This window comes from Niastella soli (genome assembly GCF_017742245.1).
GTDB classification, from domain to species: domain Bacteria; phylum Bacteroidota; class Bacteroidia; order Chitinophagales; family Chitinophagaceae; genus Niastella; species Niastella soli.
On sequence record NZ_JAGHKO010000010.1, the window covers coordinates 16,357 to 38,666 of the forward strand.

The 22,310-nt window shown below is 43.0% G+C and carries 22 protein-coding genes; 15 read left to right on the forward strand and 7 right to left on the reverse strand.

Going from position 1 to position 22,310, the window contains the following annotated elements; all coding sequences use genetic code 11:
- Positions 1-240: 240 nt before the first annotated feature.
- Complete coding sequence (locus tag J7I42_RS24350; RefSeq protein ID WP_209141489.1) at positions 241-1,344, reverse strand: DUF695 domain-containing protein; 1,104 nt, start codon at positions 1,342-1,344, stop codon at positions 241-243.
- Positions 1,345-1,639: 295 nt separating this feature from the next.
- Between J7I42_RS24350 and J7I42_RS24355 the strand changes: the two genes are divergently transcribed.
- A complete protein-coding gene (locus tag J7I42_RS24355) occupies positions 1,640-2,056 on the forward strand; it encodes a YqaE/Pmp3 family membrane protein (RefSeq protein ID WP_209141490.1) in 417 nt (138 codons plus the stop codon).
- A gap of 452 nt (positions 2,057-2,508) precedes the next feature.
- Entirely contained in the window at positions 2,509-2,907 is a 399-nt protein-coding gene (locus J7I42_RS24360; RefSeq protein WP_209141491.1) for a DUF5684 domain-containing protein, read from the forward strand.
- A gap of 93 nt (positions 2,908-3,000) precedes the next feature.
- On the opposite strand, the gene J7I42_RS24365 is transcribed toward J7I42_RS24360, so the two are convergent.
- Positions 3,001-3,891 (reverse strand): hypothetical protein, encoded by an 891-nt coding sequence (locus J7I42_RS24365; protein WP_209141492.1) that lies wholly within the window; start codon positions 3,889-3,891, stop codon positions 3,001-3,003.
- A 319-nt stretch (positions 3,892-4,210) separates the two neighbouring features.
- Between J7I42_RS24365 and ltaE the strand changes: the two genes are divergently transcribed.
- Together ltaE and pgi are read left to right on the forward strand one after the other, a co-directional pair.
- Positions 4,211-5,233 carry a low-specificity L-threonine aldolase gene (gene ltaE, locus J7I42_RS24370; protein WP_209141493.1) on the forward strand — a complete coding sequence of 341 codons (1,023 nt, stop codon included), beginning with the start codon at positions 4,211-4,213 and terminating at the stop codon, positions 5,231-5,233.
- 208 nt (positions 5,234-5,441) lie between these two features.
- Complete coding sequence (gene pgi / locus J7I42_RS24375) at positions 5,442-7,100, forward strand: glucose-6-phosphate isomerase (RefSeq protein ID WP_209141494.1); 1,659 nt, start codon at positions 5,442-5,444, stop codon at positions 7,098-7,100.
- A 105-nt stretch (positions 7,101-7,205) separates the two neighbouring features.
- Here the strand turns inward: pgi and J7I42_RS24380 are convergent, their stop codons facing one another.
- The 4 genes from J7I42_RS24380 to J7I42_RS24395 all read right to left on the reverse strand — a co-directional run bounded on the left by J7I42_RS24380 (position 7,206) and on the right by J7I42_RS24395 (position 12,011).
- On the reverse strand, positions 7,206-7,793 hold the full coding sequence (locus J7I42_RS24380; protein ID WP_209141495.1) for a porin family protein: 588 nt from the start codon (positions 7,791-7,793) through the stop codon (positions 7,206-7,208).
- A gap of 113 nt (positions 7,794-7,906) precedes the next feature.
- A complete protein-coding gene (locus J7I42_RS24385; protein ID WP_209141496.1) occupies positions 7,907-8,908 on the reverse strand; it encodes a hypothetical protein in 1,002 nt (333 codons plus the stop codon).
- 1,181 nt (positions 8,909-10,089) lie between these two features.
- The gene (locus J7I42_RS24390) at positions 10,090-11,331 is read right to left on the reverse strand and encodes a metallophosphoesterase (RefSeq protein WP_209141497.1); all 1,242 of its coding nucleotides are present in this window, start codon (positions 11,329-11,331) and stop codon (positions 10,090-10,092) included.
- Positions 11,332-11,498: 167 nt separating this feature from the next.
- Positions 11,499-12,011, reverse strand: coding sequence for an NADPH-dependent FMN reductase (locus tag J7I42_RS24395; protein ID WP_209141498.1), 513 nt, complete (start codon positions 12,009-12,011; stop codon positions 11,499-11,501).
- A 130-nt stretch (positions 12,012-12,141) separates the two neighbouring features.
- Here J7I42_RS24395 and J7I42_RS24400 point away from each other — a divergent pair, with 130 nt between their 5' ends.
- From J7I42_RS24400 to J7I42_RS24450, 11 genes are all read left to right on the forward strand, one after another.
- Positions 12,142-12,825 carry a metal-dependent hydrolase gene (locus tag J7I42_RS24400; RefSeq protein ID WP_209141499.1) on the forward strand — a complete coding sequence of 228 codons (684 nt, stop codon included), beginning with the start codon at positions 12,142-12,144 and terminating at the stop codon, positions 12,823-12,825.
- A 387-nt stretch (positions 12,826-13,212) separates the two neighbouring features.
- Complete coding sequence (locus J7I42_RS24405) at positions 13,213-14,013, forward strand: ParA family protein (protein ID WP_081204358.1); 801 nt, start codon at positions 13,213-13,215, stop codon at positions 14,011-14,013.
- Positions 14,014-14,079: 66 nt separating this feature from the next.
- On the forward strand, positions 14,080-15,000 hold the full coding sequence (locus J7I42_RS24410; protein WP_209141500.1) for a ParB/RepB/Spo0J family partition protein: 921 nt from the start codon (positions 14,080-14,082) through the stop codon (positions 14,998-15,000).
- A gap of 10 nt (positions 15,001-15,010) precedes the next feature.
- Positions 15,011-15,670 (forward strand): DUF5683 domain-containing protein, encoded by a 660-nt coding sequence (locus J7I42_RS24415; RefSeq protein WP_209141501.1) that lies wholly within the window; start codon positions 15,011-15,013, stop codon positions 15,668-15,670.
- 63 nt (positions 15,671-15,733) lie between these two features.
- Positions 15,734-16,450 (forward strand): 4-hydroxy-tetrahydrodipicolinate reductase, encoded by a 717-nt coding sequence (dapB, locus tag J7I42_RS24420; RefSeq protein ID WP_209141502.1) that lies wholly within the window; start codon positions 15,734-15,736, stop codon positions 16,448-16,450.
- Positions 16,451-16,999: 549 nt separating this feature from the next.
- Positions 17,000-17,653, forward strand: coding sequence for a response regulator transcription factor (locus tag J7I42_RS24425; protein ID WP_209141503.1), 654 nt, complete (start codon positions 17,000-17,002; stop codon positions 17,651-17,653).
- A gap of 173 nt (positions 17,654-17,826) precedes the next feature.
- Positions 17,827-18,243: an RrF2 family transcriptional regulator gene (locus J7I42_RS24430; RefSeq protein WP_209141504.1), complete on the forward strand. Its 417-nt coding sequence runs from the start codon at positions 17,827-17,829 to the stop codon at positions 18,241-18,243.
- Positions 18,244-18,360: 117 nt separating this feature from the next.
- The gene (gene ahcY / locus J7I42_RS24435; protein ID WP_209141505.1) at positions 18,361-19,686 is read left to right on the forward strand and encodes an adenosylhomocysteinase; all 1,326 of its coding nucleotides are present in this window, start codon (positions 18,361-18,363) and stop codon (positions 19,684-19,686) included.
- 201 nt (positions 19,687-19,887) lie between these two features.
- Positions 19,888-20,550 (forward strand): sigma-70 region 4 domain-containing protein, encoded by a 663-nt coding sequence (locus J7I42_RS24440; RefSeq protein WP_209141506.1) that lies wholly within the window; start codon positions 19,888-19,890, stop codon positions 20,548-20,550.
- Positions 20,551-20,564: 14 nt separating this feature from the next.
- Positions 20,565-21,281 carry a DUF3307 domain-containing protein gene (locus tag J7I42_RS24445; protein WP_209141507.1) on the forward strand — a complete coding sequence of 239 codons (717 nt, stop codon included), beginning with the start codon at positions 20,565-20,567 and terminating at the stop codon, positions 21,279-21,281.
- Between the two features lie 93 nt (positions 21,282-21,374).
- Positions 21,375-21,875, forward strand: a complete 501-nt coding sequence (locus J7I42_RS24450) for a DUF4251 domain-containing protein (RefSeq protein ID WP_209141508.1) — start codon at positions 21,375-21,377, stop codon at positions 21,873-21,875.
- A 93-nt stretch (positions 21,876-21,968) separates the two neighbouring features.
- Here J7I42_RS24450 and J7I42_RS24455 read toward each other — a convergent pair whose 3' ends face one another.
- The gene (locus J7I42_RS24455) at positions 21,969-22,214 is read right to left on the reverse strand and encodes a hypothetical protein (RefSeq protein ID WP_209141509.1); all 246 of its coding nucleotides are present in this window, start codon (positions 22,212-22,214) and stop codon (positions 21,969-21,971) included.
- Positions 22,215-22,310 lie beyond the last annotated feature (96 nt).

The window sequence follows — 22,310 nt, forward strand, 5'->3', positions numbered from 1 at the left end:
TAATGCTATTAACATGTTGTTTCTAAGGAAATTGAATACTATTGAAAACGCAAAGCACACTATTTTATTCTAACCCTCAATACAGTAACTATGCTAAATGCTTGTTTAACCTGTACCTCATTGCAGCCCTACTTATAACAAAAACAATGCATATACCCCTATTCAATCGTAGTATGCGGCTCAAATATAGTTGTTTACACAACCCAAACCGTTTTTATTACACAATCTGAAATATTAGCATTAATCTTCAATAGGCAGGTTGAAATACTGTTCCATGGTTCGCCAGTACTTGTCTCTTCTTATAAAGAACACGATCTCATAGGGAGTTTCCTTACTATCAATGTACTGATTCAACAAAACCGCCGGGGTTTTATATTCGCTCACATAAAAGTAAATATTCTTGCAATTGTCGTAGGTTTTATTTCCGGCCAAAATGGCTTTATCACCGGGCAGCAGGGTGAAGATCTCCTCTTCCAGGGTTTGCAGTGCTATTAATTGTTCTTCAAACGGGAAACCACCTTCATCACCGGTAAAGTTCATATTGATCTGTAATAACCAGGAATAAGCCGGCTTTTTATCCCAATACCTGCATTCCATGTTAACGGTCAATAACATCTTTCTGCCATCCCTGTCTTCCGCCTCCAGTAAATGAAACGTATCGGGCCGTTCGGCCGGTACCGATTCATATTTCTCCACAAATTCCTTCTCGCGCCAATTTAAATATTCATTCAGTTTTGAAACAGGTATCACTTCGATCTCCTGGTCGGGTCTGGGCAGCGGGCCGGTCTCATAATGATCGATCTTGGTGGCCGTATTCACCTCCCCCAATCCATTTTCAAGATAGATCATGCCGCCCGCCTGAAACTGATCATCCATTTCACTGGTATACTCAGTATGAGTAATTACTATACTAACTTCATCGGGATAATTATCCTGTACAATAGGATAAAAGCTGGTGTTGGCAGTGGTGAACTGAAGGCCATACAGGTCGATGCTTATGCCTTCAAAACCGAGGGCGGGTTTATGCGCTGTAAATATCCAGTTAGGGACGGGTGGTGCTGCTTTTACCAGTTCTTCTACTTTACAAAACAAAGCTATATCGCCGTCGGAAGTGATAATGAGCTCAAAATTGCCATTACTATCGGGACCGGCCAGGGCTTTAAGATAAGGATCATACGGCTGCATTTGATGAATAAGCTCCTCCAAAAACGACAGAGCCTGATCAGAATCATTCTTTTCAAGCCCTCTAAAACGGTGCTCATTATTAATGAACCATTGCCAGAACGCCGCTATTGCCTGTTGCACCTCCCCTTCCTTTCTGTAATATTTGCTTAAGCCAGCCATGGTAAATATTTTCTACACAATTGTATTTACAATAATAATCATTTCTGACGGTGTATGCAGTTTTATCCTAACTGTCATATACAACCTGTGATCGCTATCACCCGGCCCTTTCCCAATGCAATGGTAGGTGCTTTTATTTCTTAAAACAAATGTATGCGTACGGGGCATATTAAGGCTTTTTGCCAGTTGAGCCTTTTTGGACAGCCAGGGGGTCTTACAATCTGGTCTTTTAATTGCATGTGAGTTTCAATTCTGAAAAATTCATCACTATATTTGTCTTACCAAAATAGATAATATGAAAAAGATCACTACCCGAATTCTGACCTTATTGGTAATGGTATCTGTTTGCACGTCTCCTGTACTGGCTGCTTCTATGCCTTCTGCTGAAAACACTGCGAAAACCGAACCAGCTCCGGCGTCAGTAACATCTGCCGTTGATGAATTCAAGAGCCTGTCAAGGAATGAGCGCAAATCACGTATTAAAGAGGCTAAGAAATTAATGAAAGAGTACAAGGCAGACAAACGGGCTGGTCGTGCTGAAGAAACCGATCAAGTATTATTGGCTATTCTGGCTATCCTGTTACCCCCACTGGCTGTTTACCTGAAAGAAGGAGAAGTTAATTCAAAGTTCTGGATCAGCATCATCCTTACTTTGCTCTTCTGGATCCCAGGTGTAATCTTTGCTCTGTTGGTGGTATTTGATGCCATCTAAGTCAAGCTATAACTTTATTAAAAAGGCCCCCGATGCATCGGGGGCCTTTTTGTTTGGCTGTAGTTAGAGCACCTTTTACCATGTATTTGGGTAATTTTTGAAATTGACAATAAAGTAATACGCCTGTATAAACAACCAGGTACCCCTGCTTTAATAATACCGCCTGCAACCAGAGATCCCACAAAAGCATCGTGATTATTACATATTAACGTTATATACAAGAATTTGCTAATCACCCGGATAACTAGTTTAGCATAAGGTCAAATTGACAATTCATACCTACACCGGGAAATGTACAATAGTAAAAACCATAGGGTTATGTATTGATCAGGGGCTATCCTACGCACATTTTACGGCCGCTGTTTTTGCGATCAATTACTCGTAAAGCTTGCAAATACTAAAAATTATTTACACTTTTAATGTTCATATTCCTTAATAAAACCAACTAAACTATGGCAATTCTGTTCCTCCTTATTTTTGGCCTTGCAATTTTCCTCATTGCCAGCATGTGGAAAGTATTTGAAAAAGCCGGCCAACCAGGCTGGGCATGTATTATCCCTATTTACAATTTTATTGTTCTTTTAAAGATCGTGGGAAAACCTACCTGGTGGGTCCTCCTGTTCTTTATTCCCGTTGTAAACTATGTTTTCATTATCTGGACATACAATATGTTGTCTAAGAGCTTTGGTAAGGATGAAGGTTTCACTATTGGCATTATTTTCTTAGGCGTAGTGTTCCTCCCTATTCTGGGATTCGGTGATGCCAAATATGTTGGCCCTTATGGCGATGCAGCTGCTTTTGCCGCTGCTCAACAACCAGATTTTGATTTTGATGCACCTCAACCTGCATAACAAATAAATTATTCGTTTTACAAAAAAGCCTCCCCAACGGTACTGTAGGGGAGGCTTTTTTGTATATAGGCCTTATATTATTGAGCGTTCATGCTACAACTTAATTTCTACCTGTCCGTTAGCCCAGATCAGTAATGCGCTGTCATCACAATCGCCGGTAGTCCCAAAATCGACATACAAAACGCGGTTATTGATAGTCAGTTTCAATTTCCCTTTTGCTATCCAATGACAGGCAACGGGTTTTATCAGCGGTGATTCGGTATTCTTTGTTACCGTAACGCCATTGGCATATTTGATGGTGGTGCTAACTTCAGTGGAATACACATCATCTGCGCAGCTGGCAGTGGCGGCGCCTTCAATCTGAGTAACAGTTTTTGTGCCTTCATAAGTAAACCCTCTACCGTTTGGCCAGGCGACTTTTCCGCCGGCAATTTTAACCGAATACTTTACTGCGCCATTTGCACTGAGGTTGGTAACGGTTTTTACGCCTTCGATATGCGCGCGGTTAACATAGTAATCCTGTAGGGTAATGGTGAGAACAGCACCTGATTTGTGAACGGGTGCAGAAAAATTCAGGACCACTTTACCTTTTCTTAGTTTACCATCGCGGCAAACACAGCCATCGCCATAATTTACCGTAACAGTTTTAGGGAAAGTGGTGTCATTAGGTTCAGCAGTAATAGTAACACAAGGGCCTAATTTCAGTGCCAGGTTTACAAACAGATCAATGCGAATACGTGCGGTGTTACCATCGGTAGCTATACGACCGTTATCAACAGCGCCGCTTTGCAGATCGGCACCTGCTGCGAGTCCCATTTCAGTGACGTCATCATATTCTCCCTCGGCGGCGGCATCTTCCTGACTAATTGTTTGCGCCTCCGTATCGCTTACAGGTGTTTGAGAAGTATCATCTTTTTTACAGGAACCAATCGATAAAGCCATCAGTAAGAGCATAGCAATAGCTGCTGAAATTCTACATTTCATGTGTATTCTTTTAAAGTGTAAAAATTGTAGTGGTAAAGTGAGCTTTTTGAAGGCAACTGATAGCCTAGGTTTAATATCATGTTAAAAAAAACTATCGTGCGACAGGTAGCAAGAGCAAAGCTTGCCCCGCAATAGCGGGGGTTACAACTGTCCACTTACATTTACCGGATTTACAGATTCTCCATTGAATTTCCGCCTCAACATTCTACATTTATAATCCCGAAGCTTCGGTCGGTATTTCTGACGGAGTCTGAAACTGTCAAAGGCGTCAGAACCGACAATCGAAGTTTCGTCGGGATTTAATATTCAAGATTAATCTATGATAGTTGATTTAAGATCGGATACAGTGACCCAACCTACCTCGGAAATGTTGGACGCGATGTTAAGAGCGCATGTAGGCGATGATGTTTTTGGTGAAGATGCTACCGTAAATTTGCTGGAGACCATGGCGGCCGAACTGTTTGGCATGGAAGCCGCTCTCTATTGCCCTACCGGTACCATGAGCAATCAGATCGCTATTAAAGTGCATACACAACCAGGCGATGAAGTGATCTGCGATCAAACTGCGCATGTGTATCAGTACGAAGGGGGCGGTATGGCATTCAATTCCGGCGTACAATCGAGGTTGATACCCGGCAACCGGGGACGCATCACCGCCGACCAGGTTGCTGCAGCCATCAACCCCGACGATGTACATAAAGCCCACACCTCATTGGTTTGCCTGGAAAATACCTCTAACCGCGGTGGTGGCAGTTGTTATGACCTGAGCGATATACAACAGATCCGAACGGTCTGCGATAACAACAACCTGTCCCTGCACCTCGATGGCGCCCGGTTGTTCAATGCCATTGTAGCCCGCAACGAATCGCCCAAACAATATGGTGAATTGTTCCATAGCATTTCAGTATGTTTAAATAAAGGGTTGGGATGCCCTATAGGAAGTATCCTTATCGGCAGCCAGGCCTTTATTAAAAAGGCGCGCCGGGTGCGTAAAGTATTTGGGGGTGGCATGCGCCAGGCCGGTTATATGGCAGCCTGTGGCGTGTACGCGCTTAAAAACAACATCATCCGCTTACAGCAGGACCATGATAATGCCAAAGAAATTGCATCGAATCTTATTAAAACAACCTTTACTGCAGGGTTATTACCTGTAGAGACCAACATCATCATTTTTGAAATACAACCACCTTTTCAGGCGGCACAGATAGCAGCAGCGTTAAAGGAAAAAAATATTCTGGCGATCCCCATCTCCCCCACACACATCAGGATGGTACTGCATTTGGGAATAACGCCTGCCATGGTCCAATATGTAATAGACACAATACTCAGTTTAAATTTATGATCAGCTTGAACCAGCTGATCAGGTAAAGATTATGGTTTCAAGTTTCAGCACCTATCCCGCTCTATGCGGAATTACAGGGCGCGTTACCTGTCATCATTTTCTTATTATAAGTTTTACCTGGACCGTGAAACCTGTAACATACAGTTAAAACAGGGAAGTAAAAATCAAGAACCAAGAATCATTAACTTTGAAGCTAATACAACCAAGTATGTTACCAAAGATCAAGCCGCACCAGACCGAAGCATGGGACAAACTGGAACGCCATTACAAAAAGATCTCCGAAACGCATTTGCGCGAACTGTTTGCCGATGACCCGGATAGGTTCAATAACTTTTCCATTTCGTTTGAAGATATTTTGTTCGATTACTCCAAGAACCGCATCAATGCAAAAACCATTTCGTTGCTGCTCGATCTGGCCGAGGAATGCAAACTGTCCGACGCTATAGAAGCCATGTTCACCGGTGATGTAATAAACGAGACTGAAGGCAGATCGGTATTGCATACTGCCCTGCGCAATATGAGCAACGAACCGGTGTATTCAGAGGGTAAAAATGTAATGCCACAAGTGCACCAGGTATTACAACAAATGAAACAGTTCTGTGAGCGAATTCATACTGGCGAATGGACGGGCTACACCGGTAACAAGATCAAATACATCGTTAACATTGGTATTGGCGGCAGCGACCTGGGTCCTTATATGGTAACAGAGGCGCTAAAACCATACTGGAAAAAAGACATCCAGGTTTTCTATGTTTCCAATGTTGACGCTACCCATATAGTGGAAACATTACGAAAAGTAACCCCACAGGAAACGCTTTTCCTCATCGCCTCCAAAACATTTACCACGCAGGAGACCATGACCAATGCCCACACAGCCAGGCAGTGGTTTCTGGAAGCGGCCGATGATGAAAGCTATGTTGCCAAACATTTTGTGGCGCTTAGTACCAATGAAAAGGAAGTAGTGAAGTTTGGTATTGATAAAGCCAATATGTTCGAATTCTGGGACTGGGTAGGCGGCCGCTATTCATTATGGAGCGCTATTGGTTTATCCATTGCGCTGACCATCGGTTACGAGCATTTTGAATCGTTGTTAAAAGGCGCTAATTCAACCGACAAACATTTCCGATCTACTCCTTTCGAAAATAACATTCCGGTTATCATGGGGCTTGTAGGCCTCTGGTATACCAACTTTTTCGATAGCCAAACGGAAGCTATTTTACCATACGACCAGTACATGCACCGTTTTGCCGCTTATTTTCAACAAGGCAATATGGAAAGCAATGGAAAAAGCGTAGATCGCAAAGGTAAACCGGTGCGCTACGAAACCGGACCGGTTATCTGGGGCGAACCAGGCACCAATGGCCAGCATGCCTTTTATCAATTGATACACCAGGGAACCCTATTGATACCCTGCGACTTTATTGCGCCGGCCATCAGCCATAACCCAATTGGCGACCATCATCAAAAACTGTTATCCAACTTCTTTGCGCAAACAGAAGCATTAATGAACGGAAAAACAGAAATAGAAGCAGAAGCCGAATTGATAAAAGCAGGAAGATCGGCTGAGGAAATAAAAGCCCTGGTACCGTTTAAAGTATTTACCGGCAACCGGCCTACCAACTCTTTTCTCATTAAAAAGATCACGCCGTATACCCTTGGCCAGCTGATTGCCTTGTATGAACACAAAATATTTGTACAGGGTGTTATCTGGAATATCTTCAGTTTTGATCAATGGGGCGTAGAATTGGGGAAACAACTCGCCAATAATATCCTGCCCGAATTGCAGGACGACAAACCTGTAAGCAAACACGACTCCTCTACCAATGGATTGATCAATACCTGGAAGAAGATGAAGTCAGAAGTATGAGGTAAGAAGTAGGAAGTAAGAAGGCCCCTACTACTGCTTCAGCACTATAAAAAAACAAAAGCCTCCCGATGCATCGGGAGGCTTTTCTATTATATAGAAAGAGTATTATAAAATCCTTGTTCCAAGATATACCTGGAATCCCTGGTTTTTCCACTTTTCTTTATTATCAATATCATTGATATTAGCAAGGCCTACCACATACCGCCCCCCGAGTTTGAAGGAACCAATGTTTAATTGCACGCCGCCCAGCATGGAGAAATCGCCTTTTTTAAAGGCTTCCTGGCCGTTATCTACAAGCGTTTTATCGTGATTCAGTAGAATACCAAATTGCGGACCAGCCTGTAAGGTGAGGAACTTGGCGGGACTAACATTTAAGAGAACAGGAATGCTCAGGTAGTTCAGTTTTCCTTTAACATCATCCACTCCATGTGGATAAATAGAACCGAAATGATCACCTGTACGGTAATTGGTCTGGTTCCACATTACTTCAGGTTGAATACCTATTTTATCGCTGAAATTCAATTCGGCAAAAGCGCCCACGTTATATCCAAAATTAAATTCATCTTTCATGGAGGTACCATCTACTTTAAAGATGTTGGCACCGGCTTTTGCACCAATATGAAATCCTTGTGCAAAAGAAAGCGACGTCAATGTGGAAGCAATTGTTAATAATGCCAGGGATTTTAGTTTCATATTCTGTGTTATTTATTGGTTCACCTGTAGAAATTCAACTTATATGCCAAGGTACAATCATCCCTGTTAATTTACCTTAACAGCTAAGTGAAGAAATGCCTAAAAATCAATCATTAAAAACTCAATCCAGCCGTTATAGAGTATACGGTGTTCAATTTTGAGTTGGAATCCTGCAAATCCAGCAAATAGTAATCGAACAACACCTGCGACTGTAATAGGAACCTCCCCTTTAAATAACTTCCCCTAAACGCCATACAAGCCGATTGAAAAGCAAACTGGGTACTTTCGGAAATGTCGTTATTGCTGGGTAATGAGTTGATACGTACCGGTGAAAAATTATATGAATAAGAAGTATTAAAACCATATGTCTGTGTACCGGCATTTATCATGGCAATAGGTGTTAACGTTATGTTATCCCGTTTGCTAAGAACGCTGTACCAGTCAAAGTCCTTACGCACCGAAATGGTGGCAGAAAAATCGCTTAGCGAGGTGGTATTTTTTACATAAAAACGATTCAACGCCTCCTGTAACCGAGCGAAACGCATTGCTTCTTTTTTTTCCTTTTCTTCTTTACTTCCCCATCCATAACTCAAGCTTACTGTTGGCCGCACCCACCACTTCTTATAAGAAAAATACGCAAACAGTTCATTCTGGATAGGTGTAGTATAAAAGTTAAGCGCATCCTTTGTAAAGTACCTGGTATATGCGATGCCTGTTGAATAGCTCTTTTTTATGCGGTCGAATGAAGGACTTATTGAATACTGATAAAAATTCATTCCCTCATGCAGAAGCGCATAAGCTGACGCGGAAAAACCCAGGCCTGACTTATGAAAATACCCGATTGAAGGCGAAAAGATCAACTTCTTTTCGGTGTTTACCGTAACGGAATTCTTTTCATTAAAACTAAAGTAACCAGTGCCTATACTTGTATTGATAGTAAAAAAACTCTTTTTGCTTACCAGGCTATCTAAATAGGCGTCAAAATCTTTTAATAGTGAGTCCAGTATAGCGGTGGTGTCACCTTTTGAAAATATTGAATCCAGTTTTCCGCCGTTCTGGGAAAAGGCGGGTTGCAAAGCAATGGATAAAATAAACAGAACAACCAGTTTCTTCATACGTTTGCTAAATAGGCGGCAGGGTACATCCTGGGTGGATGGAGTACAGAACGAAGATGAGATAAAAAAAATTGGTGCCGGTTTAATCATTACTAATTTTTTGCTAACTTATAGATCCTTAATTATTCTACCATTACGAGACCCACTTTACACCAACTGGCTGTAAACCACCAGTCGGTTGCCAATCACCCGCGAATGCAAAGACGCCTGAAGCCCTTCGCAATATTACGGCAATCCGCCTGATTTGATCCTTTTAAAGCCAGAAATGCCCGGAATGACCTCAGAAAGTAAATTAACTATTGAATACCAGGATTTTCTAAAAACCGTACGTAAAAACAGCAACCAAACCACTATACCCGCTCACCGTAGATTTCCGCTCATTCAGCTATAAGATTGTCCGGTTCATCGAAACAACTCGTTGAAGGGGGTTTTCCCAGCGTAACTTTGAGGTGTCAATACGAAGAGAGCCCTACGAAACCACCTTATGAAATAAGTCCGTAATAAATTTATACAAGATAGTTTTCCCCTAATCCCTAACACCGTAGAAAAATTCCTTGTCCCTTACCGTAGAAATGCCCCTGGCATTGAAAGGTACCCTAATGAGTTCACAGTTAAGGTCTGATTTAGTATTCTGAAGGAGACTGGCTAAAATGGGTTTACGATGGCCCATCGCTCGTAAATGAACTTTTCATCTATAACACCCGAACCGTAAAGTAGCAAATAGCATTTTAGCTGGTCCCTTATTTACCCTAAACAAGCTCAAAACAAGATCCCCTCATTTCCATACCCCTGTACCCTGACCCGTAAACCCCTGCCCCTTTACCTTTTGTTTTAGTAAACACTTTTAAATCCGTAACCTGTATAATGATCCGTACCGCCCAGGTGCACGGTTTGGCCCTTTAAAGATGTGACCAAACAGGAATACTTCCCGGACCTCACAGGGATAAAATCCCTTTGAGGTCCTTGTTAGGTCCTTGTTAGGTCCTTGTTAGGTCCTTGTTAGGTCCTTGTTAGGTCCTTGTTAGGTCCTTGCGAGGTCCCTGTTATATCGCCCTCTGTACAGTAATTCTCAAGCGCGCGATTGGTTGCAGCTGAAGAAGCCCTCAAAACCAGCTTACAAAAAAAGGACTGCCTGGATAAGACCGGCAGTCCTTTCTTTCTATATAAAATCAAAATCGTTTCTACGACAACTCTATCACTGTTATCTCGGGAAGAATACCTATCCTTCCGGGATAACCGAGAAATCCAAAACCCCGGTTCACATATAATTTCTGGTCACCGGCCTCATACAAACCAGCCCATTGCTTATACATATACTGTACGGGGCTCCATTTAAAACCAGGCAATTCAAGCCCAAATTGCATCCCATGCGTATGACCGGCTAATGTTAGATCAATATCGTTGTATTGAGTCCGTACTTCCGCATCCCAATGACTGGGATCGTGGCTCATAAGGATCTTGAAAGGGTATTGCTCTGAACCAGGATACGCTGCTGACATTTTACCATATTTGCTGAAATTGCCTTTGGCGCCCCAGTTCTCGATACCTAACAAGGCAATTTGATCGCCGCCTTTTTCCAGCACCACATGTTCATTCATAAGCAGGCGCCAGCCCATGTTCTTATGCACCTGTTTCAACTGTTCCAGGTTTTCCTTTTTGGCCTCATGACTGTCCCACTTAACATAATCGCCATAATCGTGGTTTCCCAGGGTTGAATATACTCCCATAGGAGCGTTCAGTTTGCTGAACACGTCCATATAATCCTTCATTTCGGAAGCCCGGTCGTTTACCAGGTCGCCGGTAAACAGGATCATATCGGGCTTTTCTTTCATTATCTTTTTAATGCCTTTTTCAACGGCTTCCTTATCGGTAAAACTGCCACTGTGAATATCCGAGATGTGCACAATGCGCATGCCTTTGAACGCACCTGGAAGGGTTTTAAAACTCATCCGAAGTCTGTTTACCTGGTAGCGGTATTTATTGCCGAACCCATACACCAGCGTACCGAAAACGGTTCCACCAACAGCCATTCCTAACCAGCTCAGAAAAACAGAACGGGTAATTCCTACCCCATCCTGGGTAACCTCCACTGGCTTTTGCCAAATTTTCCCAATTATCCAGGTTCCACCCCGGCGAATATCATCTACCGCAAAAAACAGGGAGGCTAATAATTTAGATAATATCAATCCAAACACGATGGCCCGCGAATAGCTAACCGCCCATCGGGGCCAGTTGTCATGATTTATATAGGGAAATGTAAATACATACAACATGGCTGAAATAGAGATCACCCAATAACCAATAATGATGGCCAGTCTGGCCTTTGAGGAAGAGGGCAGCACAACCTGCAACACCTGGAAAACATATATATCCAGTAATGCCATCAATCCCAGCAAAAAGAAGAAAAAACCTGAATTACGCATGATTGTCGATAAATTGTTACGAATGCTTTTTAGTAGAGACCTCAGTAAAGCTGGAAGCTCTTTCTTTAGAATATCCGAAGTAGGATGTAAGACGTATGATGTAATTCCTACCTCTTACTTCCTACTTCTTACTTCGTTCTCTTAATTACGTAGACGAACCACCTTCATTAAAATTGTAAAAACTCATCGACCTGCATATCAATAGCCCGCAGGGTCCCGGCATCGTGAAAATCGCCGGTGGTGCCATTTATGAGGTTATGCACCAATGATATAGGTAATTTATTGGGATGTACCACCACCCGCAGGTAATGTAAAATACTTGTTAAATGCTCCAGCCCCCTCAAATTACCGCCCCGGCCGGTGGCCACACCGGTAAGCAGGGCTTTTTTACCCCACCATGTTTTCTTGTAATCAGAAATATCGAACATGAGCTTTAACACCCCGGGTATGCTACCATTGTATTCGGGAACAATAAAGATGTATTTATTGGTTGGAACTAAAATTTCGTTCTCAAGCTGTATGAACTCAGGGGTTTTGTCAATATACTTCCATCCTTCCAGCGAAAGGAAGTGTGGAGTAATGTTCTTTGATTTTAAAACCTGTTGATAATGCCGGGCTACTTTCTCCGTATTACTTCCCGGTCTGTTGGTTCCGGAAACGATGGTATAAATATCACTCATTGTATTAATAACGTTGGATAATAGTTCTTAGTTCTCAATTGTTTGTTCTCATGGCTGGGTTCTGGGTTCATAGTTTGTATGTTTGCAAACCCCGAAGCCGGACTTAAAACATAAAACAAAAACTTACTACATGAATTTTACTTTTTACGGGCACTCCTGCTTTTCCGTTGAGATCAAAGGTACAAAACTGTTATTCGATCCATTTATTACCCCCAACGAATTAGCTAATAAAGTGGTGAATGCCGATACGGTAGAGGCCGATTATATACTGGTTTCGCATGGCCATGCCGATCATACTGCCGATCTGGTAAGCATAGCCAAACGGACCGGTGCCAAAGTGGTGTGCAACTACGAAATTTACGAATGGCTGGGCAAACAGGCTGTTACGAATGTTCATCCCATGAATACCGGAGGTAAATGGAATTTTGGCGATTTTACCGTGAAAATGGTAGTAGCCCATCATTCCTCCGGTTTACCCGACGGTTCCTATGGTGGCAACCCTGTTGGTTTTATTATAACTTCCGAAGCCGGCAATTTCTATTACAGCGGCGATACCGCCCTTACACTGGATATGCAGCTGGTACCTACCTGGGCCGAATTGAACTTTGCTGTGCTGCCCATCGGCTCCAACTTTACTATGGATGTGGAAGATGCCGTTCGTTGCGCAGGAATGATCAAATGCCAGCAGATAATCGGGGTGCATTACGACACTTTTGGTTATATAAAGATCGACCAGGAGGCCGCAAAAAAGGCTTTTGCCAATACCAGCTGTGTGCTGCATTTGCCAAAGATTGGCGAAACCATCGCAATTTAACGAGGCCAGCGGGGTAATTTTTCGGGCCTGTTTCCACCGAAAGCTGTGAAAAATAGCGACTTGTAAAATATTAAAACATTAAATGCTGATAATAAGCCTAATGTAATAATTTTGCGTTCCAATATGGGCATCCTCCATTTTTTGGGGGATGCTTTTTATTGTTGAGTTTAATACAATTTTATTCACTATCGGGCTTGCAGACGGTATTGAATGCGGTAAATAAGTATATTGTCACCGAATTTTGCCCTTTATACGGTTTACATACCGGAAAAGACGAATGGACTGTGCTTATCTTTCGTGTTTTTACGAGGTCACAGCCGAATTAAGTGAAACCAATTTAAAAAATCCAATGACCTGCAGGAGCAGGTAGGAATGTAATTAATCACTATGGCCCGAGTAATTGGAGTTGCCAATCAAAAAGGAGGAGTTGGAAAAACCACTTCTGCCATCAACCTGGCGGCCAGCCTGGCCGTTCTGGAGTTCAAAACATTATTGGTAGATGCCGACCCGCAGGCCAACAGCACCAGCGGGGTAGGTTTTGATCTACACAATATACAGACGAGCTTGTACGACTGTATGGTAAACAGTACCCCGGGAAAAGATGTGATCCTGAAGTCAGAAATTCCCAACCTGGATATCATTCCGTCGCACATTGACCTGGTAGGTGCAGAAATTGAGATGATCAATTATCCCAACCGGGAAGGTGTATTAAAGAACATACTGGAGCCAGTGAAAGACCAGTACGATTTTATCATCATCGACTGCTCTCCTTCACTGGGTTTGATAACTGTGAACGCCTTAACCGCAGCCGATTCTGTAATGGTTCCGGTACAGGCAGAATTTTTTGCATTGGAAGGTCTTGGCAAATTATTGAACACAATTAAGATTGTACAAAGCCGTTTAAATCCTGATCTGGCTATTGAAGGGATATTAATGACGATGTACGACGGCCGTTTGCGTTTGTGTACCCAGGTGGTAAATGAAGTACGCAAACATTTTGACGAAATGGTGTTTGATACAATTATCCACCGCAATGCCCGCATCAGCGAGGCGCCAAGCGTTGGTAAACCGGTGATTTTGTATGATGGTCAAAGTAAAGGGGCTGTCAACTATCTGAACCTGGCCAAGGAGATCCTGCAAAAGAACGACATGACGAAGATCAAGCAGGAAGAGCGGATATTAGAATAATGAGGTGGCGTAGGTCTCGCAAGGGCGGGATTGACAAGATCCAAAACAAAAAACCATATACAATCAATGACCAACCCCAAACAAAATAAAGACGCGCTGGGTAAGGGAATTCGTTCCCTGTTGCAGAATATAGATTCTGATTTGAAAAACGCGGCTGGCAACCTGAAAAAAGATGTTGCTGAAACAGTTGTTGCCATTTCCCGCATTCCAATAGATCAAATTGAGCCTAACCCACGCCAGCCCCGTCATGACTTTGACGAACAGGCTTTGCAGGAACTGGCTTCCTCTATAAAATTGCACGACATTGTGCAACCCATCACCGTTTCCCAAATGGCCGGTGGCAAATACCGCCTTATTTCGGGTGAACGCCGGTGGCGCGCTTCTAAAATTGCCGGACTGGTTGATGTACCAGCTTACATTCGCCAGGCAAACGACCAGGAACTGTTGGAACTGGCCCTGCTCGAAAACCTGCAACGTGAAGACCTGAATGCCGTAGAAATAGCACTGAGCTATAAACGGATGATGGAAGAGTTGAACCATACGCAGGAACAGGTAGCAGAACGCATGGGCAAGGAAAGAAGTACTGTTGCCAACTACATCAGACTGCTTAAATTACCCCCCGATATTCAGGTAGCTGTACGCAAAAATGAGATCAGCATGGGTCATGCCCGCGCCCTCATCAATGTAGATACGGTAGATAAGCAATTGTTCATATACAATGAGATCAGAAGCCGCAGCTTGTCGGTTAGGCAAACAGAGGACCTGGTGAGAAAGATGTATAAGAGCGGTACTGCTGCCGGTGTTAAAGAATCGGTAAAAAGCAACCTCCCTCCTGCCTACAAGAAAATTGAAGATAATTTAGCAACGCATTTCAGTACCAAGGTCAGATTAAATCATAACAAAAACGGACACGGAGCTATTTCGATCGAATATTATTCTATTCAGGAACTGAATAAAATATTAGATCAGATCGGTGTCTCGGCATAAGTTCGCCTGCATGAAGCCAATTCTCTTCTTTATTTCAATTATCCTTTCATTGCCAATGCTGGCATTGTCTCAGCAAAAAGACACCCTTATTGTAAAAGACACCACTGGGAAAGTGGTTGCCAGCTCAAAAGTAAAGAAGAGTGGCTGGATGTATAAGTACGACTCCACAGGTAAACGCATTTACAGTCCAAAAACGGCCGCCATCATGTCGGCCATTCTTCCCGGCCTTGGCCAAACCTACAACCGGAAATACTGGAAAGTTCCCATTGTTTGGACCGCAGTAGGTATTCCTATTTATACTTATTTCGACAATAGGAACTGGTATCACAAAATCCAGTACGCAATAACGGTTCTTGAGGCCGGGCAAGAAAATCCGCCACCAGCCAATTACCAGGACATGCTGGAACAGGTAGACCCCAAGCTTCAGTATTTTGTTGTAAACAATAAAGAATCTTCACTCACTAATTACCGCAACGAGTACCGTAAGAACATGGATTACTCCATTTTATTCACCCTGCTATTCTGGGGGTTGAATGTAGTGGATGCAACGGTAGATGCCCACCTGAAAGGATTTAATGTAAACGACAACCTCACCATGCAGATAAAGCCGGCTATACTATCGCCCCAGAGTATTGGCTTAAGTCTGGTATTCAAGTTTGCCGACAGATAATCGTTTAAAAAGCGATACCTTAGCGGCCTTGTAAACCTTTCGCGTTCAATTAATTTCAAAGAGATGAAAATTGCATTAATCGGATACGGTAAAATGGGCCATGCCATTGAGGAAATTGCTTTGCAACGTGGCCATGAAATAGTTTTAAAAGTAGGCATCGAAAATATTCAGGATAATACCATCGAAAATATAAAGAAGGCCGATGTAGCTATTGAATTTACCGGCCCCGAAGTAGCTTTTGACAATGTGATCAAATGCCTGGATGCAGGTGTTCCTGTTGTAAGCGGCTCTACCGGCTGGCTGCAACGGTTCAATGAAGCAAAAGAACATTGCACCAAAAAGAACGGCGCTTTGTTATATGCCAGCAACTTCAGTGTAGGCGTAAACATTTTCTTTGCCATCAATAAAAAGCTGGCTGACCTGGTAGCCCCGCATCCGGAATACAGTGTATCGATCACAGAGCTTCACCATACCCAAAAGAAAGACGCGCCCAGTGGTACCGCCATTACGCTGGCCGAAGGCATAATGGGCTCATTAAGCCAAAAGAAGAAATGGGTGAATGAACCAACCAATAACCCGACAGAACTGGAGATCATCAGCGAACGTATTGATCCGGCTCCCGGTACGCATACCATCACTTACAAATCGGAAATTGACGATATTGAAATAAAACATACCGCTCATAACCGTAAGGGGTTTGCTTCCGGCGCTGTATTGGCAGCAGAATTCCTGCAAAACAAAAAAGGCATCTATACCATGAGTGATGTGCTGGGCTTATAGCTTCAACACAGATTCATAAAATACTTTATATACAAAAATAACCCCGCCTATACGGGGTTATTTGTTTTTACCTGGAATAAATCCACTTTTTTTTCACAGCATTCTTTAAAACATTGGACTTATTAGGATCAAAAGATCAATAATAACAGACTGAATTCTATTTACTGTTCGGGAATAATTATAACACGCTTCTTATCCCGGATTTGACATTCCTCAATTTTTATTGCTATTGTGCTTTTCTGGCGGGTAATTAAGTAAATTATAGAAAGATTTACCAAACTACTTGCTACATGAACTGTCTCAAACCGGATCATCCTTGTCATTCATATACCTTTCCCTCTTCCCCACACATTGGATTTGGAAATACCTCAGCTGGCCCCCCTTCAGCCCCCGATTGTATCATTCTTCGCAGGTTGCGCTTTCTTTTTCCGGCAGTGGCAGAAGATTTGATACACCTGATCATAAGAGCCTGAGGTAGGGCCCCCTACGTGCGAGTTCAAGCCATTTAACCCCATAACCACTATCGGCTGAATGTTTAACCTGCCAAACATGAAACGAAAAAAAATTCGCATGGCTATTGCTGAAGATCACCAGACGGTAATCGATGGCATACTATCGCTTTTACACAAACATGAAAATTTCAAGGCAGTTATCATAACCACCAACCCCCAGGAACTGCTTAGACAGATGGCCAGTACACCCGTTGACATCCTGTTTGCCGACATTACCATGTTTTACCGCACGGGACATCAACTGACCAATAAGGTAAAAGAACTCTTTCCCGGAGTAAAAATGGTTGCCCTGTTCGAACGGGAGCAAAATAACATGATGAATGCCATGATTGAGGAAGGGAGCATAGCCGGGTATGTGCAAAAAAACACTGATAAACATAGCATAACCAAAGCATTAGAAAACATGATCGAGAAAGTTTACTTAAACGATAAAACGCTGAACGAAATGCCAAATCCTACAGTACGCCTCAGAAAAGTAGCCCCCGAAACAACGCACCTTACCGACCGGGAGCTGGAAGTGGTGCGCCTTATTGAACAGGAATACAGCAATAAACAGATTGCCGAAAGGCTGTTCATCAGCGAACGAACGGTAGAAACGCATCGCAAAAACATCTTTCGCAAGACCAAAACAAACAGCGTAATAGGGCTTATAAAGTATGCTTATAATCATAAACTGGTCAATATAATATAAGGCAAAAGACCAGTCCGGGCTGAGTCCCCGCCTTGCCCCGCCTAGCGGGGTTTACAGGGACTTTTACACCCATCCATTTAAGATAACGGAGGATAAATAAATTATTTTATCTTACGCCCTTATAACCCTGGCTTAAACACCAGGCGACTTTACGTGTTTAAATAAGAAAATACATGCTATCCAAGAAAGCCCAGTATGCCTTTAAGGCCTTGATGTATATGGCTGATAAAAAAGATAATGAACCCATTCTTATCGCAGAAATATCCAAAAAGAAACGGATCCCCCTTAAGTTTCTGGAAAACATCTTGCTGGAGTTGAAAAAAGCCGGCGTTCTTGAAAGTAAGAAGGGAAAAGGTGGCGGATATTTCTTTAAAGTATCACCCAAAGACATTCCCCTGGCTAAAATTGTTCGGCTAATTGACGGGCCCATAGCCATGTTGCCCTGCGTAAGCCTTTACTTTTATGAACGTTGCAAGAACTGTGATGAAAAGCAATGCGGGTTGCACGATATGATGGTACTGGTACGGGATGCCAACCTGCGCATCCTGGAAAAGAAAACAGTGGCTGATCTTACTAAAAGAATGGTTTAAAAAAACTTAAATTAATATCCCGGCTCCAACCCACAATTTACCCAGGTAAACGGGTATTTGTATTGAGTTTCATACATAAATTGTAGTTTTGCGGCCGAAATAAACAATCAATCAGATATGTCTACTATCAGCAAAAACATTGATTTTTCACTTCCCTATAAGGTTAAAGATATCAGCCTGGCAGAATGGGGTCGTAAGGAGATCCGCCTTGCAGAAGCAGAAATGCCCGGTTTAATGGCATTACGTGCCGAGTATGGTGCTACCCAGCCTTTAAAAGGCGCCCGCATTGCTGGCTGCCTGCATATGACCATTCAAACAGCGGTACTTATTGAGACCCTGATCGCTTTAGGTGCAGAAGTTAAATGGAGCTCTTGCAATATCTTCTCTACTCAGGACCATGCCGCTGCTGCTATTGCCGCTGCAGGTATTGGTGTATATGCCTGGAAAGGCCAAACACTGGAAGAAGCTGACTGGTGCATTGAACAGACTTTATTCTTTGGTGGAGCCGATCGCCCGCTGAACATGATCCTCGATGACGGTGGCGACCTTACCAACATTGTATTCGACAAATACCCCGAGCTGGTACAACATATCAAAGGTTTGAGTGAAGAAACCACTACTGGTGTTCACCGCCTGTACGAAAGAATGGCAAAAGGTACTTTACCCATTCCAGCCTTTAACGTAAATGACTCTGTAACCAAGTCAAAATTTGATAACAAATACGGTTGTAAAGAAAGCCTGGTTGATGCTATCCGTCGCGCTACCGACGTTATGCTCGCTGGTAAAGTAGCTGTAGTAGGCAGCTATGGCGACGTAGGTAAAGGTTCTGCTGCTTCACTGGCAGGTGCTGGTTGCCGCGTTATCGTTACTGAAATAGATCCTATTTGCGCTTTACAGGCTGCTATGGATGGTTTTGAAGTTAAAAAAATGATTGACGCCGTTAAAGAAGCTGATATCATTGTTACCGCTTCTGGCTGCCGCGACCTGATCACTGAAAAGCACTTCCGCGCCATGAAGGATAAAGCCATTGTTTGTAACATTGGCCACTTTGATATTGAGATCGACGTAGCCTGGTTGAATAATAACTACGGAAATACCAAAGACACCATTAAACCTCAGGTAGACCTATACAACATTGATGGAAAAGAGATCATTTTGCTGGCCGAAGGCCGCTTAGTGAACCTTGGATGCGCCACTGGCCACCCCAGCTTTGTAATGAGTAATTCATTTACCAACCAAACGCTGGCTCAACTGGAACTGTGGACAAACAACAAGAACTACGAAAACAAAGTGTACGTTCTGCCTAAAAAGCTCGATGAAAAAGTTGCCCGCCTCCACCTGAAAAAGATCGGTGTTGAGCTGGATGAACTGAACGACGAGCAGGCTTCTTACCTGGGTATACCCAAAGAAGGGCCATTCAAACCCGAACACTACCGCTACTAAAAACAGCAGGAAGTTATATATGATAAACCCTACCGATACATCGGTAGGGTTTATTTTTTTACTGAGATCCCAGGATTATTGAGATGGATGGGATTGGGAATGAATATAGTGTCGGAATACTATAACTTATAAATATAGTATTCCAGTACTATAATGGCAGATTATAGGACTGGAGCACTATAATTGGAAAATCGGGTGGGTATGCGTATATTTGGAAAAAGCCGGAAGGTTATGGCTAATAACGCAAAAGCAGCAGTGATCAGTGGCGATATCATAGGCTCATCACTACTGAAACAAGCCTCAAGAAAAAAATTACAACAATTACTGAAGAGCTTCTTTACGTTCACTAAGCATGAATGGTCCGATATGCAGGCGGAACAATACCGCGGCGACAGCATTCAGATCACCCTCACCGGAAACCGCCTGGCAGCATTACGCATAGCCCTGTTATTACATACCTGTCTTTTAAAAGATAAATTTAAAATACGGCTGGCCATTGGAGTTGGTGAAATTAACTTTCAAAGCGGACAGGTGGTCACGTCCGATGGCTCAGCATTTCAGGCATCGGGCCCCTACCTCGATGAGTTGACAAAAAGTGGTGAGCTCATCAGCATAGCCAGCTTCGACGACGACTTTACCAGCGAATGGCAGGTACACAGTTCCTCCCTTAACTTTATCCTTCAACGTTTAACTCAACAACAGGCCGAGGCGGTTTACCTGCAATTACAGGACCATACACAGGCTGCCATTGCTAAAAAATTAAAAATTAAACAGCCCTCCGTTCACCAACGCCTCCAGGCTGCAGGCTGGCCTGTTGTGCAAAAAATTCTTACCCGGTTTGAATCGGTTATACCAACTGTTTAAGTTATCTTCAAAGCATGGTAACCTTATTTCAATGGATATTCGCTCACCTCTTAGGCGATTTCATCTTGCAATCACGTACCATGGTACGCCACAAACAGCGGCTGAAAGCGCGCTCCTGGATGCTTTACCTGCATTGCGCCATACATGGCATTCTCGTTTTTCTGTTTACACCTGGTTGGAAATTGATAATCCCGATATTGGTAATGGTCACCCACTTTATTATTGACCTGTGGAAGCTGAACCAAAAGGAAGGGATCGTTTATTTTATTATAGATCAATTCCTGCACATACTCACCCTGTTTATGTTATGGTGCCTGTTTGTAGCACCGGCAGGCTGGCTGCCTAATAACTGGACATCAATACTACATAGCCAGTCAGCCTGGGCCATTGCTACCGGTTATCTTTTGGTCACCTTTCCATTATCATTTTTACTCACCAGCGCCACACAACGCTGGCGCCGCGAAGCAGAAGAACAAAATATCCGTACATCTGTAAGCCTGAGCGAGGCTGGCAAATGGATCGGGATCTTTGAACGTATTCTGGTATTTACGTTTGTGATCACCGGCCATTATGAAGGCGTTGGCTTTTTAATTACCGCTAAATCAATCCTGCGTTTTAATGACATTAAAGGGGCAGAAGCCCGTAAAGAAGCCGAATACATCTTAATAGGCACGCTGATGAGCTTCTCGCTGTCCATACTCATTGGCCTGATTGTTACCCGTTTTATATAACCCTGGCCTACAGACTTACAACACATTGCATCTTTTAACAAACAATTTATAGCCCATTGTCGTTCTTATAGGTAGAACTAAACAGTGTGGCATATGAAACATGATGCATATAAACGCAGCACCTTCGTTTGGTTGGCGATAATAGCCCTTTTAAGCCTGCCTGCTATAGGATGGGCCCAACAACCCAAGAAAGACAAAAAAGCCCAGATAAAGACTATTGTAGAAGCCCAGAATTATGTGTTTAAAGCCCAAACAGCTTTACCAACCGCAGGCAGCACCCGGCAGCTGACCTCAGATTTTGACTTCCGGGTTTCAAAAGATACAATTGTCAGCGACCTACCCTACTTTGGCCGGGCTTATACGGCCCCGTTAAACCCCAGTGAAGGCCCCTTACAATTTACTACCACCAACTTTCAATACACCGTAAGTAATAATAAAAAGGGCGGCTGGAATGTTACCATTGCCCCCAAAGACCTTACAGATCCGCGGGAAATGATCCTTACCATTTTTGACAATGGTTCTGCTTCGATGGTTGTTAACAGTAATAACCGACAGCCGATCTCATTTAATGGGTATGTTACCGAAAAGAAATAAATAATAAAACGCAACCAGCCTTAACGTCGACATACAAAAAAGCAAAAGCTCCAACGGGAGCTTTTTGCTTTTAAACACTCAATAAATCAAATATTATTGGGTAGGCTGAGTTTCTGTTTTTGTCTTACCAGCGTCGTTTTTATGTTTTGCTTTTGTACCGTGTGATTTTTTATGGTTCGGATGAACTACGTTATGTACTTTATCACCTGCTGTTGTATTCGGTTTCACCTTTGTCTTTGTATCAGCTGCTTCTGTTTTCTTTTTATCCTGTGCAAAAGTTGCGGTTGTAGTCAACGCAAGCGCACAGGCCAAGCACAACATTAATATGTTTTTTTTCATAACTTAAACTTTATACTTACAACCAAAAATTCCGTGCCACACCCGCGTTTTAATTGTTAACCAGTTGTAAACGCAGATAATATCGAAAATGATCAA